The 15,059-nt window shown below is 71.1% G+C and carries 14 protein-coding genes; 6 read left to right on the top strand and 8 right to left on the bottom strand.

The genetic code is table 11. The features are described 5' to 3' along the window. The first annotated feature begins 2 nt into the window (after positions 1-2). The 3 genes from G6039_RS19475 (at position 3) to G6039_RS19465 (ending at position 3,013) form a co-directional block, all read left to right on the top strand. Positions 3-1,304 (top strand): sulfate adenylyltransferase subunit 1, encoded by a 1,302-nt coding sequence (locus G6039_RS19475; protein WP_006933807.1) that lies wholly within the window; start codon positions 3-5, stop codon positions 1,302-1,304. Continuing rightward, the gene (locus G6039_RS19470; protein ID WP_029544357.1) at positions 1,301-2,056 is read left to right on the top strand and encodes a sirohydrochlorin chelatase; all 756 of its coding nucleotides are present in this window, start codon (positions 1,301-1,303) and stop codon (positions 2,054-2,056) included. Before G6039_RS19475 ends, G6039_RS19470 begins: the two co-directional genes overlap by 4 nt. 72 nt (positions 2,057-2,128) lie before the next feature. Next, the gene (locus G6039_RS19465) at positions 2,129-3,013 is read left to right on the top strand and encodes a universal stress protein (protein WP_029544359.1); all 885 of its coding nucleotides are present in this window, start codon (positions 2,129-2,131) and stop codon (positions 3,011-3,013) included. 83 nt (positions 3,014-3,096) lie between these two features. On the opposite strand, the gene G6039_RS19460 is transcribed toward G6039_RS19465, so the two are convergent. Together G6039_RS19460 and G6039_RS19455 are read right to left on the bottom strand one after the other, a co-directional pair. Further along, positions 3,097-4,119, bottom strand: a complete 1,023-nt coding sequence (locus G6039_RS19460; RefSeq protein ID WP_043801740.1) for an extracellular solute-binding protein — start codon at positions 4,117-4,119, stop codon at positions 3,097-3,099. A gap of 99 nt (positions 4,120-4,218) precedes the next feature. After that, a complete protein-coding gene (locus tag G6039_RS19455; RefSeq protein WP_006933801.1) occupies positions 4,219-4,425 on the bottom strand; it encodes a hypothetical protein in 207 nt (68 codons plus the stop codon). Positions 4,426-4,489: 64 nt separating this feature from the next. On the opposite strand from G6039_RS19455, the gene G6039_RS19450 reads away from it, so the two are divergent. Next, positions 4,490-6,448, top strand: coding sequence for a glycoside hydrolase family 15 protein (locus tag G6039_RS19450; RefSeq protein ID WP_029544363.1), 1,959 nt, complete (start codon positions 4,490-4,492; stop codon positions 6,446-6,448). A gap of 4 nt (positions 6,449-6,452) precedes the next feature. On the opposite strand, the gene G6039_RS19445 is transcribed toward G6039_RS19450, so the two are convergent. Together G6039_RS19445 and lepA are read right to left on the bottom strand one after the other, a co-directional pair. Then, positions 6,453-7,385, bottom strand: a complete 933-nt coding sequence (locus tag G6039_RS19445) for an NAD(P)H-dependent flavin oxidoreductase (protein WP_043801736.1) — start codon at positions 7,383-7,385, stop codon at positions 6,453-6,455. Between the two features lie 6 nt (positions 7,386-7,391). Next, positions 7,392-9,179 (bottom strand): translation elongation factor 4, encoded by a 1,788-nt coding sequence (gene lepA, locus G6039_RS19440; protein ID WP_230304568.1) that lies wholly within the window; start codon positions 9,177-9,179, stop codon positions 7,392-7,394. A gap of 187 nt (positions 9,180-9,366) precedes the next feature. Between lepA and G6039_RS19435 the strand changes: the two genes are divergently transcribed. Further along, a complete protein-coding gene (locus G6039_RS19435; RefSeq protein WP_043801733.1) occupies positions 9,367-9,936 on the top strand; it encodes a type II toxin-antitoxin system PemK/MazF family toxin in 570 nt (189 codons plus the stop codon). Positions 9,937-9,948: 12 nt separating this feature from the next. On the opposite strand, the gene G6039_RS19430 is transcribed toward G6039_RS19435, so the two are convergent. The 4 genes from G6039_RS19430 to G6039_RS19415 form a co-directional block, all read right to left on the bottom strand. Next, the gene (locus G6039_RS19430; RefSeq protein WP_029544368.1) at positions 9,949-10,830 is read right to left on the bottom strand and encodes an aquaporin; all 882 of its coding nucleotides are present in this window, start codon (positions 10,828-10,830) and stop codon (positions 9,949-9,951) included. A 130-nt stretch (positions 10,831-10,960) separates the two neighbouring features. Further along, positions 10,961-11,791 (bottom strand): transglutaminase family protein, encoded by an 831-nt coding sequence (locus G6039_RS19425; protein ID WP_029544370.1) that lies wholly within the window; start codon positions 11,789-11,791, stop codon positions 10,961-10,963. Between the two features lie 8 nt (positions 11,792-11,799). Next, positions 11,800-12,771 carry an alpha-E domain-containing protein gene (locus tag G6039_RS19420; protein WP_006933787.1) on the bottom strand — a complete coding sequence of 324 codons (972 nt, stop codon included), beginning with the start codon at positions 12,769-12,771 and terminating at the stop codon, positions 11,800-11,802. After that, on the bottom strand, positions 12,771-14,420 hold the full coding sequence (locus G6039_RS19415) for a circularly permuted type 2 ATP-grasp protein (protein WP_206531182.1): 1,650 nt from the start codon (positions 14,418-14,420) through the stop codon (positions 12,771-12,773). Before G6039_RS19415 ends, G6039_RS19420 begins: the two co-directional genes overlap by 1 nt. Positions 14,421-14,610: 190 nt before the next feature. Here G6039_RS19415 and rpsT point away from each other — a divergent pair, with 190 nt between their 5' ends. Continuing rightward, entirely contained in the window at positions 14,611-14,871 is a 261-nt protein-coding gene (rpsT, locus tag G6039_RS19410; protein WP_003937021.1) for a 30S ribosomal protein S20, read from the top strand. Positions 14,872-15,059 lie beyond the last annotated feature (188 nt).

The raw sequence follows: 15,059 nt of genomic DNA, 5'->3' as shown, positions 1-15,059 counted from the left end.
TCATGAGCGACCTCCTTCGACTCGCCACCGCCGGTAGCGTCGACGACGGCAAGTCCACCCTCGTGGGCCGGCTGCTGTACGACACCAAGTCCGTGCTGGCCGACCAGATCGACGCGGTCACCCGCGCCTCGGTCGACAAGGGTCTCGACACCCCCGACCTGTCCCTGCTCGTCGACGGCCTGCGCGCCGAGCGCGAACAGGGCATCACCATCGACGTCGCGTACCGCTACTTCGCCACACCCCGGCGCAGCTTCGTGCTCGCGGACACCCCGGGACACGTGCAGTACACCCGCAACACCGTCTCGGGTGCGTCCACCGCCCAGCTCGTGGTGCTGCTCGTCGACGCCCGCAAGGGCGTGATCGCGCAGACCCGCAAGCACGCCGCCGTCCTCGCGCTGCTCGGCGTGCCCAAGCTCGTCCTGGCGGTCAACAAGATCGACCTGGTCGACGACCCGGCGCGCGTGTTCGCCGACATCTGCGACCAGTTCAACGCCCTGACCCGGTCGCTCGGCTGGTCCCCGGAGGACGTGCAGGAGATCCCGGTCTCCGCCCTGCACGGGGACAACGTCGCGGTCCGTTCGGAGAACACGCCATACTACGACGGTCCGACGCTCATCGAGCACCTCGAGTCCGTCCCGGTCGACGCCGACGTCCACGGCCGTCACGAGATCGGGCTGCGGTTCCCGGTCCAGTACGTGATCCGGCCCCGCACCGCCGAGTTCCCGGACTACCGCGGCTACGCCGGACAGGTCGCGGCGGGCAGTGTCCGTCCCGGCGACGAGGTCGTGATCCTGCCCGCGGGCACCCGGACCACGATCGAGCGGATCGACACCGCCGACGGCGAGCTCGACGTCGCGCACGCCGGCCGCAGCGTCACGCTGATCCTCGCGGATGACGTGGACGTCTCCCGCGGCGACGTCATCGCCGCCCCGGCCGCCGCCCCGGAACCGATCGGCCAGTTCGAGGCGACGGTGTGCTGGCTGGCGGAGAAGCCGCTGCGGCCCGGTGCCCGGCTGCTGCTCAAGCACGGCACCCGCACGACGCAGGCGATCGTCGGGACGCTCGAGGAGCGCTTCGACGAGCAGACCCTGACCTCGGTTCCCACCCCCGAGTCGCTCGAGCTCAACGAGATCGCCCGCATCACCGTCCGGGTTGCCGAGCCCATCGCGGCCGACGACTACAAGGTCAACCGGCGCACGGGCAGCTTCCTGCTCATCGATCCCGCGGGCGGCAACACCCTCGCGGCGGGCCTGGTGGGCAACAGCCTCGCCGAGATCGAACTCGGGGACCGCGTCCCCGCATGATCCCGCTCGTCGCCGTCGCGCACGGCAGCCGTGACCCGCGCTCGGCGCGCGCCATGGCTGCCGTGCTCGCGGCGCTGCGGGAACGCCACCCGGGCCGGGACGTGCGGCTTGCGTTCCTGGACCTGAACACCCCGTCGGTGGGGCAGGTCGTCGACGCCGTCGCCGCCGAGGGACACCGCCGCGTGGTGGTGGTCCCGTTGCTGCTGGGCAGCGCCTTCCACGCCCGCGTGGATCTGCCCGCGCTGCTCGCCGAGGCCCGCGCCCGGCACCCGCTTCTCGACGTGATCCAGGCGGACGTCCTCGGCGCCGACGACCGTCTCGTCGCGGCGGCCCGCGAGGCGATCGCCGCCACCGGTGTCTCCCGGACCGACCCGACGGTGGGCGTCGCGCTGTGCGCGGTCGGATCCCGCCGCCACGACGCCAACGCCGCCACCGACGCGATCACCCCGCGCCTGCTGCGGGGCACGTCGTGGGCGTGGGGCCGGACGTGCTTCGCCACCGCCGCGGCACCGACCGTCGTCGACGCCCTGGCGGCCCTGCGCGCCGCCGGCGCCACCACCCTCGTGCTCGCGCCGTGGATGCTCGCCCCCGGCCTGCTGTGGGACCGCGCCGTCGCCGCCGCCCGGGCGGCGTTCCCCGAGGTCAGCTGCGCCACCACCCTCGCGGCCTCCGATTCCGTCGGGCTCGTGATCGACGAGCGCTACCGGCAGTCGCTCGTGCACGCCGGGACCGCCGCGCGCCACATCGCCTGACAACCACCGATTGCCTCTGGCGCACGCCGGTCCTATCGGGACAGACTGGAGTCGAGGCAAGGAGGCATCGTCATGGCCACAGCACCGATTCGGCACGGGATCGTAGTCGGCATCGACGGTTCGGACGGCTCGTTCTCCGCGGCCCACTGGGCCGCATCTGCCGCCCGGATCTTCCGCGAGCCGCTGCACCTCGTCAACGTGCTGCCCGATGCGCCGAGCGCGACCGGCGGCAGATCCAAGGAGGAGTTCGCCAAGCTCCTGCAGGCCGACAGCGAACGGCTGCTCGAACGCGCCCGCCGGGCGGCGCTCGACGGCCGCACGGACGTGACGGTCGAATGCAGCAGCCGGCCGGGACCGCCGGCGAAGACCCTCGTCGAACTGTCGAAGACCGCCCGCCTGCTGGTGGTGGGCCGGACCACGACCGGCGAACTGCGCTCGATGTTCGCCGGCTCCGACGTCGTCCGCGTCGCCAACCACGCCCGTTGCCCGGTCGTGGCGTGGCGGGGCGAGGGCGATCACGAGGAGGTGGACACCCGGCCGGTCGTCGTCGGCGTCGACGGCAGCGCGTTGAGCAACGCTGCCATCGAGCATGCGTTCGAGTTCGCGTCGTTCCTCGGCGTACCGCTGATCGCCGTGCACGCATGGACCGAGCAGTCGACCCTGCGGGGCTACGACGAGTCCGCCCGCTTCGTCGACTGGACGACGTACGCGGAGCAGAAGGTCGCCGACCTCGCGGAGAGCCTGGCCGGCTGGCGCGAGCGGTATCCCGACGTCGAGCTGCGGACGGAGCTCGAGCGCCGCGGCGCGATGGTGGCCCTCATCGAGCGTTCCATCGACGCGCAACTCGTCGCGGTGGGCAGCCACGGTCGCAGCACGATCGCGTCGGCTCTGCTCGGCTCCACCGGCCAGGGCCTGCTCCATCACTCCCGCTGCCCGGTACTCATCTGCCGCGAGTGACGCATGCGGCCGTGACCTCCGGTCGCGCAAGGAATTTCGAGCGCAGCAGTCCGCAGGGCGCGCGGATCCCCGGCTCCGTCGCCCTAGTTCGCCGCGCCGGCGTAGATCACGGCGATGCTGCCGGTACCGGGCCGGAACAGCTCGGCGTCGACCGTGCTCCAGCCACCGAGATCCTCGACGGTCCACAGTCTTTCGGGAGCCGGGAAGTCGTCGGCGAACTCGCGTGCGGCACCCGGGTCGGCGGGCCGGAATCCGGCCGCCGCCCACAGCCGTTGCGCCTCCCCGGTGTAGAGGAAGTCGTTGAACTCCTGGGCCGCCCGCACGTCGGGTGCGTTGTCGATCACCGCGGCGGGGCTGTCGATCCGGAGAGTGGTGGTCAGGGGGACACGCCGGACGGCGGCGCCGTCGCGCTCGAGCCGCAACGCCTCCTGTTCCGAGAGGAGCAGCACGTCGCCGGCACCCTGCACGAACGCCTCCACGGCCTCTTCGCCGCTCGCGGGCGAGGTTTCGACGTGGTCACCGACGAGCGCGGCGAGGTAGTCCAGCCCCGCCTGCGGATCGGCACCGCCGTCGCTCGTCGCGGCGTACGCGGCGAGCAGGTTCAGCTTCGCCGCACCGGAGGCCGACGGGTCGGGGGTGATCACCTCGAGACCGGGCGCGAGCAGATCGTCCCAGCCCGCCACACCCCGCGGATTGCCCTCCCGCACGACCATCGTGACGACGGACCCGTACGGGACTCCCCGGTACGCTCCCGCGTTCCAGTCCGGGTCGACGAGTCCCGCGTCGACGAGGCCGGTCAGGTCCGGCACCGATGCGAAGGTGACGAAATCGGCCGAGGCGCCGTCCACGACGGCGACGGCCTGCTGCGCGGACGGACCGGACGCGACGTCGAACCGGACGTCCTCGCCGGCCTCGGTGGCGCCGAACGCGGCGATCACCGTGTCCAGCGCCGCCCGGGCACCCTCGTGGGCGTACAGGTCGACGGTGGGCCCGGAGGCGGCCTCGGCCGCGTCGCCGCGATCGCCGGAGCCGGCCGAACACGCGGTGAGCACGACGGCCGCGATCGAGGCGAGCGCCGCGACGCGCCGGCCCGGACGAGATTTCACGACGTACCTCCGGCGCAGGGTCAGCGGGTCAGCAGCCAGGCCACGACGACGAGAACGAGCAGGGCCAGCAGGGCCAGGGTCACGCGCGAGCGTGGCATGTCAGCGATCCTCCGTCTTCCGTTCGGACGCGGCCGGCTCTCTGCGTCCGACGGCCGCGAGCACGCCCGCGAGGGCGCGGTCGAGCAGCCAGGCCACGCCGGCGCACAACGGCACCATGACGACCAGCACCAGCGCGACCTGCGGGACGAAGGGAAGGCCGGCCAGCCACAACTCGAAGCCGTCCCACCACGATGCCACCCGATCCACGCCCCCACCCTAGTCGTCGCCGTTTCGGTGGACGCCGACGGCCGGGTGCCGGGATCATGAGGTGATGGCACAGACGTTTCCGGGGTCCGGGATCTCCTCCGCGCATTCCCACCCGCCACACCGCAGCCCGTACCCGCCGATCGACGACTACGCGTTCCTGTCGGACTGCGAAACGACATGCCTCATCGCGCGCAACGGGGCGGTGGAATGGATGTGCCTGCCCCGGCCCGACTCGCCCAGCGTGTTCGGGGCGATTCTCGACCGCAGCGCCGGGTACTTCCGTGTCGGACCGCACGACCGCACCGTGCCCGCTGCACGCCGGTATCTGCCCGGCGGACTGATCCTCGAGACCACGTGGCAGACCGAGACGGGATGGATGGTGGTGCGGGACGCGCTGGTGATGGGGCCCTGGCACGCCGTCCAGGAACGATCGCGCACTCACACCCGGACGCCGACGGACTGGGACGCCGAGCACATTCTGCTGCGCACCGTCCGCTGCGTGAGCGGGACGGTGGAACTCGACGTCAGTTGCGCGCCGGCGTTCGACTACCACCGCGCCCCGGTGCGCTGGGAGTACACGGGCAAGGTGTACGAGGAGGCCACCGCGTTCTGCACCGGCGGCGAACCCGGCGAGCATCCCGAACTACGGCTCACCACCGACCTCCGGCTCGGGCTCGAGGGCGGCGAGGCTCGGGCACGCACCCGGATGGTCAAGGGCGACAAGGCGTTCGTCGCGCTGTCGTGGTCGGATGTGCAGTGTCCCGCCACGTTCGAGGAAGCCGCCGCGAAAATGGCGGAGACGGCCGACTTCTGGCGCGAGTGGATCACCACGGGCCGTTTCCCCGATCACCCCTGGCGGAGTTACCTGCAGGCCAGCGCCCTGACCCTCAAGGGCCTGACCTACGCACCGACCGGCGCCCTGCTCGCGGCGGCCACCACGTCTCTTCCGGAAACGCCTGGCGGAGAACGGAACTGGGACTACCGCTACGCGTGGGTGCGGGATTCCACGTTCGCACTGTGGGGCCTGTACACCCTCGGCCTCGACCGGGAGGCCGACGCGTTCTTCGCGTTCATCTCCGACGCCTCCCGCAGCGAGGACGGCCGGTTGCAGCCGCTGCAGGTGATGTACGGCGTGGGTGGGGAGCGCGTGCTCACCGAATCGCAGCTCGACCACCTGTGCGGCTACGACGGGGCCCGTCCGGTGCGGATCGGCAACGATGCTTATCACCAAACGCAGCACGACATCTGGGGCGCCATGCTCGACTCGGTGTACCTGCACGCGAGGACCCGCCGGCACATGCCCCAGACCTTCTGGCCGGCCGTGCAGCGGCTCGTCGGCCAGGCCGAGGACCACTGGCGCCTGCCCGATCGCGGCATCTGGGAGGTCCGGGGAGAGCCGCAGCATTTCACCTCGTCCAAGGTGATGTGCTGGGTCGCCCTCGATCGCGGCGCGCGACTGGCGCGCATGCAGGGCCGCCCGGACCACGCCGCGCGGTGGGACGCCGTCGCCGACGAGATCAAGGCGGACATTCTCGCCCACGGCGTCGACGAGCGCGGGGTGTTCACCCAGCGCTACGGTCATCCCTCCCTGGACGCGTCCGCGCTGCTGGTCGTGCTGCTGCGGTTCCTGCCGGCCGACGACCCGCGGGTGCGGGCGACGGTCCTGGCGATCGAGGACGAACTGACCGAGGACGGCCTGGTCCTGCGGTACCGGGTGGACTCCACCGACGACGGATTGACCGGCGAGGAGGGCAGCTTCACGATCTGCTCGTTCTGGCTGGTCTCCGCCCTGGTGGAGATCGGCGAGGTGGAACGGGCCCGCACCCTGTGCGAACGACTCCTCGGCTACGCCAGCCCGCTCAAGCTCTACGCCGAGGAGATCGACCCGCGCTCGGGCCGGCACCTGGGCAACTTCCCCCAGGCCTTCACCCACCTGGCGCAGATCAACGCGGTCGTGCACGTGATCCGGGCGGAGGAACAGATCGCGGCCGGGGAGTTCCTGCCCGCGCGTCCGGCGCCCTGACCCGCTACCCGAAGCGGCGCAGCAGTTCCTCCGCGCGGGTCGCGATGTCGCGGACGATCTCGCCGGCGGGCCGCTGTTCCCGCACGAGTCCGGCCGCCTCGCCCGCGTAGACCACGCCGAGCCGGGGGTCGTTGCCGTCGTACGCGGCGGCGAGGGTCTCCTCGTCGGCGCCGCGCCCGTGCCACTCGGCGGTGTAGTCGTTCGTCAGGGCCCGGCCGCCCCACCGCGCCGGCCACGGCTGGTGCCGGGCCCGGTCGAAGACGTCGGTGTAGACGGTGTCGGTGCTGCTCGCCGCGACGAGCCTGTCCCGGGCATACTCCGGGCCGACCGTCTCGGGGCTCGCCAGCAACGCGGTGCCGACGAGCGCGCCCTCGGCGCCGGCCGCGAGCACCGCGGCCAGTCCCCGTCCGGACGCGATGCCGCCGGCGGCGAGCACCGGCAGCGACGTCGATTCGAGCACCTCCTGCAGGAGCGGCAGCGTCCCGATGCGGCCGGTGTGCCCGCCGGCCTCGTGTCCCTGCGCGACGACCGCGTCGACCCCGGCGGCCTCGACGATCCGCAGGTCCTCGATCGTGTTGATCTGGGAGATCGCCAGGGCGCCCGCCGCGTGCACGCGCGGCACATAGGGCGCCGGATCGCCGAAGGACAGCGACACCACCCGGGGCCGTTCGGCCAGCACCGCGTCGAGAAGACTGTCGTCGGCGGCCAGCGACCACGTCATCAGGCCGAAACCGAGCAGCCCGCCGCCGAGTTCGCGGGCCACCGCCGACTCGGCCGCCAGCCATTGCGGGGTGTTGTAACGCGCGGCTCCGATCAGACCGAGGCCCCCCGCGCGGGTCACCTCGCCGGCCAGCCGGCCGCCGGCGCGGCCTCCCATCGGGGCGCCGAGCAGCGGGACGGTGATGCCCAGGGTGCGCGTGAGCCAGGTCTCGAGCACGGTGGGCTACTTCCCCTTCGGCTTGTCGGCAGACGCCTCGGACGAGAGCGCGGCCACGAACGCCTCCTGCGGAACGTCCACCCGGCCGATCGTCTTCATCCGCTTCTTGCCCTCCTTCTGCTTCTCGAGCAGCTTGCGTTTGCGGCTGATGTCGCCGCCGTAGCACTTGGCGAGCACGTCCTTGCGGATCGCGCGGATGTTCTCCCGGGCGATGATCTTCGACCCGATCGCCGCCTGCACCGGGACCTCGAACTGTTGCCGCGGGATGAGCTCCTTGAGTTTGGTGGTCATCTTGTTGCCGTACGCGGCCGCCGCGTCCTTGTGGACGATCGCACTGAACGCGTCGACGGCCTCACCCTGCAACAGGATGTCCACCTTCACCAGCGCGGCTTCCTGCTCGCCGGCCTCCTCGTAGTCGAGGCTGGCGTAGCCGCGGGTGCGGGACTTCAGCGAGTCGAAGAAGTCGAAGATGATCTCGGCCATCGGCAGGGTGTAGCGCAGCTCGACGCGGGTCTCGGACAGATAGTCCATGCCGCCGAGCTCGCCGCGCCGCGACTGGCACAGTTCCATGATCGAACCGATGAACTCGCTCGGGGAGATGATCGTGCACTTGACGATCGGCTCGTAGATTTCGCGGGCCTTGCCCTCGGGCCAGTCCGACGGGTTGGTGACGATGTGCTCCTGCCCGCCCTCGAGCACCACGCGGTAGACCACGTTGGGGGCGGTGGAGATCAGGTCGAGGCCGAACTCGCGCTCGAGCCGCTCCCGGGTGATCTCCATGTGCAGCAGGCCGAGGAAGCCGCACCGGAATCCGAAGCCCAGAGCCACCGACGTCTCGGGTTCGTAGGTGAGCGCGGCGTCGTTGAGCTGCAACTTGTCGAGAGCGTCGCGCAGGACGGGGTAGTCCGACCCGTCCACCGGGTACAGGCCGGAGTAGACCATCGGGCGGGGCTCGCGGTAGCCGGTGAGCGGCTCGGCGGCGCCGCCGCGGGCAGAGGTGACGGTGTCGCCGACCTTCGACTGGCGCACGTCCTTCACGCCGGTGATGAGATAGCCGACCTCGCCGACGCCGAGACCGGCGGTGGCCTTCGGCTCGGGCGAGACGATGCCCACCTCGAGCAGCTCGTGGGTGGCGCCGGTGGACATCATCTTGATCTTCTCGCGGGGCACGATCTTGCCGTCGACCACACGCACGTACGTGACGACGCCGCGGTAGGTGTCGTACACCGAGTCGAAGATCATCGCGCGGGCCGGCGCGTCGGGGTCGCCGACCGGCGGCGGCACCTGCCGGATCACCTCGTCGAGCAGTTCCGGCACGCCCACGCCGGTCTTGCCCGACACGCGCAGCACGTCCTCGGGCTCGCAGCCGACGATGTGGGCGAGCTCGGCGGCGTAGCGGTCCGGGTCGGCCGCGGGCAGATCGATCTTGTTCAGGACCGGGATGACCGTCAGATCCTTGTCGAGAGCGAGGTAGAGGTTCGCGAGGGTCTGCGCCTCGATGCCCTGGGCGGCGTCGACGAGGAGCACCGCGCCCTCGCATGCCTCGAGCGCACGGGAGACCTCGTACGTGAAGTCCACGTGCCCGGGCGTGTCGATGAGGTGCATCACGTAGTCCTCGCCGTCGACCTGCCACGGCAGCCGCACGTTCTGGGCCTTGATGGTGATCCCGCGCTCGCGCTCGATGTCCATCCGGTCGAGGTACTGGGCCCGCATCTGGCGCTCCTCGACCACACCGGTGAGCTGCAGCATGCGGTCCGCGAGCGTCGACTTGCCGTGGTCGATGTGCGCGATGATGCAGAAGTTCCGGATCTTCGCGGGGTCCGTGAACGTGGTGTCGGCGAAGGTGCTGATGTCGGGCTCCTGACTCGGACGGGCAGCGGCCCTGGCGGGACGCGGTCACCCCTGCAGAATATCCAAGTCGCGGCGGGTCCGGTCCCGCGGCCGCACCTGCGCGGCCCCGCACGCCGCTAAGCTCGCCGACGTGGCTGGCACATGGAAGAAACTGGGCAGGCAACTGGGACGGCTCGCGGTCGAGCAGGGACCGCGATTGCTCGAGCAGGTGCAGCGCTCCGGCGCCCTCGACCGGGCCCGGACCGCGCTCGGCTCCGGTGCCGCCGACACCGCCCGGCCGGTCCCGAAGCCCGGCCGCCCGGTGACCTCCCACACCGCTCCCACCGCGCAGCGCGCCCGGCGGATCGCCTACGCCCCCGACCTCGACGGCCGCGCGGACCCCGGCGAGATCGTGTGGACGTGGGTGGCCTACGAGGAGGACGCGACCCAGGGCAAGGACCGGCCCGTGCTCGTCGTCGGACGCAACGGTGGCACCCTGCTCGGCCTGATGCTGTCGTCGAACAACGACCGGGACGGTCACCGCGACTGGCTGGCCCTGGGCAACGGCAGCTGGGACGCGGGCAGCCGGCCCAGCTGGGTCCGCCTGGACCGCGTGCTGGACGTGCCCGAGGAAGGCATCCGGCGCGAAGGCGCGGTGCTCGACCGGGCCCGGTTCGAGCAGGTCGCCACGCGCCTTCGCGCCGAGTACGGCTGGCAGTAGCCGGCCCTCGCCTTACCGCCGGCGGGCGCCCGCCACCCGCGCCGTGGACGGCCGCAATCCGGCGAACCGCCCGAACAGCGACCGGTAGACCAGCGCCCCGAGGGCGCCGCCGATCAGCGGGAACAGGATGAACAGCCAGAGCTGTCCGAGCGCGCCGTCCTGGTACGGCGCGACCGCGATGCTCCGCGCCGGATTGACCGAGGTGTTGTCGATCGGGATCGAGACCAGGTGGATCACCGCCAGGGTGAATCCGATCGACACCCCGGCCAGCAGGACGTCCGAGGCCTGGTCCGTCGCGGCGAGCACCACGAACACCAGCAGCGCGGTCAGCAGCACCTCGACGACCATGGTCGCCCCGATCCCGTAACCCTCGACGAGCACACCGCCGAGCGGGCCCTCCACCGCCGACGGGCTGTGCGGGCCCCAGCCGTTGGCGCCGAGCCCCTGCGCGGCCCGGTCGTAGGTGGGCAGCGACTGCGCCACCGAGTAGATCGTCACGCCCGCGACGAGGCCGCCGAGGACCTGGGCCACGACGTAGAACACCGCCCGCTTGAGGGTGACCTGGCCGATCGCGAGCTGGCCGACCGTCACCGCCGGGTTCACATGGCATCCGGAGATCGGCCCGATGGCGTAGACGAGGAACAGCAGGGTCAGCCCGAACGCCAGCGCGACGCCGAGATTGCCGACCTTGTCCCCGGCGAACACCGCCGTGCCGACCGCGGAGAAGACCAGCACGAACGTGCCGATCGCCTCCGCGGCGTACTTCTTGGCGTCCGAGAATTCGTCCTTCTCCACGGCCTCGAGCGCGGTCTCGTGCTCGGTCTCGTGCTCGGCGGCCCCGGGTGCCCGGTCCGCCGCCCGGCCCTCGTGGCCCGTCTCGCGTTCGTTCGTCATGCGCCCACCTCGCGTCGTGCGGTCCCGCGGGACCGGATCCGATGTGTCGAACTTCGGCACTGGCGAGCACCGCGGGTCGAAGACGGGCTCACAGGCCGCACAGCACTACCGCAACAAGACACAGCGGACACTACGCAAGCCGGGTGACCTCCACAACAACGTCGAGTGCCGTCGAACCGCCGCCGGAGTAGATGCCCTTCAGCGGCGGCACGTCCGCGTAGTCCCGGCCGGTACCGACGGACACGTGCTGTTCACCGACGACCGTGGCGTTGGTCGGGTCGTAACCCCACCACGAACCGGTCCAGGCCTCGACCCACGCGTGCGACTCCCCCGCGACGGTCGCCCCGACGGGGGCAGCGGCCGTCGGATGCAGGTAACCCGACACGTACCGGCTGGGAATTCCCATGCCGCGCAGCAGGAGCAGCGTCAGGTGCGCATAGTCCTGGCAGACCCCCTCGCGTTCCTCGAAGGCCTGCACGGCCGAGGTGTGCACCCCCGTCGTGCCGGGGACGTAGGACATCTCGTCGTGCACCCACTGCGCCGCGGCCAGCACCGCGGCCACCGGATCGGCACCCTTGGCGATCTGCCGGGCGACCCTGGCGAGACCGCGATCGGCCGGCACGTACCGCGACGGCAGCAGCACCTCGTCGTAGCGGTCCCGGTTCTCCTCGCTGCGCAGTTCGTCCCATCCGATCGCCTCGTCGGGCACCGCGGTCTCCTCGGTCTCCACCACCGACAGTCCGGTCACCTCCAGCGAGGTGTGCGGCGCGTGCAGGTCGAACGCGGTCACCGCCGTGCCCCAGTAGTCGACGTACCGGTACGACCGTGTCGCCGGGGTGGTCTCGACCCGGTTGAGCACGACGGTCTGCCGGCTGTCCGCGCGGGGCGTGAGCCGTACCTCGTTGTACGACGAGGTGACCGGCGCGTCGTACGCGTACCCCGTCTTGTGGACCACTCGCATCCGCCAGGTCACAACTCACCCTCCACGATCGTCTCCCCCTGTGCCGCGCCGGCATCGGTCCAGGCCACCCACGGCGCTGCGTGGAAGTACTGCAGCGCGATCGCCTCGCCGACCTGCCGGCACATCTCCTGCAGCGACTGCAGGCGCGTCTGCAGATCCTCGAGCAGCCGTCCGGGGGCGAGGAACTCGAGTTCGCTGCGGGCACGGCCGAGCAGACGTTGCGCCTCGTCCCGGGCACCGATCCGGCTGTGCGGATGCCGGTCGAGCGCACCGAGGCACCGCTCGGCCTCGCTGATGGCGAAGAACACCGACCGCGGGAACAGCCGGTCCAGCAGCATGAATTCGAGCACCAGGCTCGCGTCGAGGGCACCGCGGTAGGTGCGCAGGTAGGTGTCGTGACCACCGACCGACCGCAGGACCGTCGCCCACGTCGGCGAGCCCGGGCGGTCGCCCGCCCGGGAGAGCAGCAGCCGTACCACCATGTCGACGCGTTCGATGGACCGGCCCAGCAGCAGGAAGCGATAGCCGTCGTCGCGGCTGAGCGTCGAGTCCGCCAGGCCCGCGAACATCGCCGCACGCTCCTCGACGTACCGGAAGAACTCGTGCGGTCCGAGCCGCTGGGCGGCCCGCTTGCGCTCGGCGAGACCGTTGTAGGTGGCGTTCAGGCACTCCCACATCTCGCTGGAGGTGACCTCGCGGGCGCCGCGGGCGTTCTCGCGCGCGTGCGCGACGGAATCGACGATCGACCCCTGCCCCTGCCGGTCGAACGCGATCAGGTCGACCACGGTGGACACGTCCAGCACGCCCGGCGGCTCGGCGAATCCGAGTACCCGCAGCAGCTGCCGGCAGGTGCGGTCGGGGTCGACCGTGGAGTCCTCGAGCAGCTGGTGCACCGCGACGTCCATGATGCGGGCGGTGTCGTCGGCGCGTTCGACGTAGCGGCCGATCCAGAACAGGGACTCGGCATTGCGGGCCAGCATCAGCGCCCACCCCCGAGCCCGCTCTGCTGCTGCTGTTGTTGCTGTTGCTGTTGTGGGCCGCCGATGTCGGGTCCGTGCTCGACCTGCGCGCCGTGCGCCGGCCGGTCGACCACCTGGGCGCCGCCGAGTTCTCGTTCCTCCCCGGAACTGCGCGCGGCGAGCACCCACGTGTCCTTGCTGCCGCCGCCCTGGCTCGAGTTCACCACGAGCGACCCTTCGGGCAGCGCGACGCGCGTGAGACCGCCGGGCAGCACCCACACCTCCTCCCCGTCGTTGACGGCGAAGGGCCGCAGGTCCACGTGACGCGGCGCGAGCCGGTCCCCCACCCGGGTGGGAACGGTGGACAACTGCACGACGGGCTGGGCGATCCAGCTGCGCGGGTCGTTGCGGATCTTGCGGGTCATGGTCTTCAGCTCGGCGGGCGAGGCGTCGGGACCGAACACGATGCCGTACCCGCCGGAGCCTTCCACCGGCTTGATCACGAGTTCGTCGAGACGGTCGAGCACCTCCTCGCATTCCTCGTCCAGCCAGCAGCGCAGCGTGTCGACGTTGGGCAACAGCGGCTTCTCGCCGAGGTAGTAGTCGATGATCTCGGGGACGTAGGTGTAGACGAGCTTGTCGTCGCCGACACCGTTGCCGACGGCGCTCGAGATCACGACGTTGCCGGCGCGGGCGGCGTTGAGGATGCCGGCGACGCCGAGCACGGAGTCGGGACGGAACTGCATCGGATCGAGGAAGGCGTCGTCGATCCGGCGGTAGATCACGTCGACCTGCCGTTCGCCTTCGGTGGTGCGCATGTAGACCGCGTTGTCACGACAGAACAGGTCCCGGCCCTCGACGAGTTCGACACCCATCTGCCGGGCCAGCAGGGAGTGCTCGAAATACGCGGAGTTGGCCACGCCGGGGGTCAGCACCACCACGGTCGGGTCGGCGGCGTTGAGCGCGGCGGCCGCCCGCAGCGCCCGCAGCAGGTGCGAGGCGTAGTCGCCGACGGGACGCACCCGGTGCTCGCGGAACAGGTCCGGGGCGATCCGGGCCATCACCCGCCGGTTCTCCATGACGTACGACACCCCGGACGGCGAGCGCAGATTGTCCTCGAGGACCCGGAACGTGCCGTTCTCGTCGCGGATCAGGTCGATGCCCGCGACGTGGATCCGGACGCCGTTGGGCGGGACGATGCCGACGGCCTCGCGGTGGAAGTGCTCGCACGAGGTCACCAGCCGCTTGGGGATGACGCGGTCGCGGAGGATGTGCTGCTCGCGGTAGACATCGTCGAGGAACATCTCGAGCGCCTTCACCCGCTGGGTGATGCCCCGTTCGAGGCGGGCCCACTCCGCCGCCGCGATGACCCGGGGCATCAGGTCGAGCGGGAAGGGCCGCTCCTGTCCGGACAGGGAGAAGGTGACGCCCTGGTCGGTGAAGGCGCGGCCGAGGGCCTCGGTGCGCGCCGCGAGCTCGTCGGCGCCGGTGGAGACGAACCGTTGGTGCAGCCGCCGGTAGGGGGCTCGCACCCCACCGGTCTCGTCGAACATCTCGTCGAACGCGAGCGTGTAGCCGGGCACGTCGCGATAGCCGTCGAACACCCCGTCGGAACGCCTGCGCGAGCGGGAGCGGTCGGGGGGTCGGGCGACGGTTGTTCGGCTGCTCATGCCCGAAATCCTGCTACAGGATGCCGGGCTGTGCAGTGCCGGAAACCCGCTTGTCACCTGCCCGTCACCACCGGCGGTTCCGGCGCCCGGTTTGGGGTTTGCGACAGGCCGCTGGTATCGTGGTCCGTCGGTGCCGTAGTGCGCCCAGAGCTTTCCGACCAACTACCAGCAAGACGACAGGATTTTACGCGTGGCCAACATCAAGTCCCAGGTGAAGCGGATCCGCACCAACGAGCGCAACCGACTCCGCAACCAGTCGGTCAAGTCCTCGCTGCGCACGGCGATCCGTTCCTTCCGCGAGGCCGCGGCCGCCGGTGACAAGGACAAGGCCACCGAGCTCCTCGTCTCCACCAGCCGCAAGCTCGACAAGGCTGCCAGCAAGGGCGTGATCCACGCCAACCAGGCCGCCAACAAGAAGTCCGCCCTGGCCAAGGTCGCCAACGGACTCTGAGGTAGAACGCAAGCTCTGCTCCGGAAGCCGCCCCGTCCCTCGGACCGGGCGGCTTCCGTCGTCTAGCCAATATGTCCCTGTCGGGACGCCCGTTCCGGGGTGAAAATGGTGTGGTGGTCGCCCGTCGACGCCGTGCCACTATGGTCCTTCGAGGCCGTCGTCTAGCCGGGCGTTGGGGGTCACGCCGC

It is taken from the genome of Rhodococcus aetherivorans (assembly GCF_011058165.1).
GTDB classification, from domain to species: domain Bacteria; phylum Actinomycetota; class Actinomycetes; order Mycobacteriales; family Mycobacteriaceae; genus Rhodococcus; species Rhodococcus aetherivorans.
This window is presented reverse-complemented; position numbering and strand designations above follow the sequence as displayed.

What these genes read in the sequence shown, in the direction of transcription:
- G6039_RS19415 (WP_206531182.1), bottom strand. Translation starts at nt 14,420, where the DNA reads ATGAGCAGCCGAACAACCGTCGCCCGACCCCCCGACCGCTCCCGCTCG.
- G6039_RS19420 (WP_006933787.1), bottom strand. Translation starts at nt 12,771, where the DNA reads ATGCTGGCCCGCAATGCCGAGTCCCTGTTCTGGATCGGCCGCTACGTC.
- G6039_RS19465 (WP_029544359.1), top strand. Translation starts at nt 2,129, where the DNA reads ATGGCCACAGCACCGATTCGGCACGGGATCGTAGTCGGCATCGACGGT.
- G6039_RS19450 (WP_029544363.1), top strand. Translation starts at nt 4,490, where the DNA reads ATGGCACAGACGTTTCCGGGGTCCGGGATCTCCTCCGCGCATTCCCAC.
- G6039_RS19425 (WP_029544370.1), bottom strand. Translation starts at nt 11,791, where the DNA reads ATGCGAGTGGTCCACAAGACGGGGTACGCGTACGACGCGCCGGTCACC.
- G6039_RS19430 (WP_029544368.1), bottom strand. Translation starts at nt 10,830, where the DNA reads ATGACGAACGAACGCGAGACGGGCCACGAGGGCCGGGCGGCGGACCGG.
- G6039_RS19475 (WP_006933807.1), top strand. Translation starts at nt 3, where the DNA reads ATGAGCGACCTCCTTCGACTCGCCACCGCCGGTAGCGTCGACGACGGC.
- G6039_RS19470 (WP_029544357.1), top strand. Translation starts at nt 1,301, where the DNA reads ATGATCCCGCTCGTCGCCGTCGCGCACGGCAGCCGTGACCCGCGCTCG.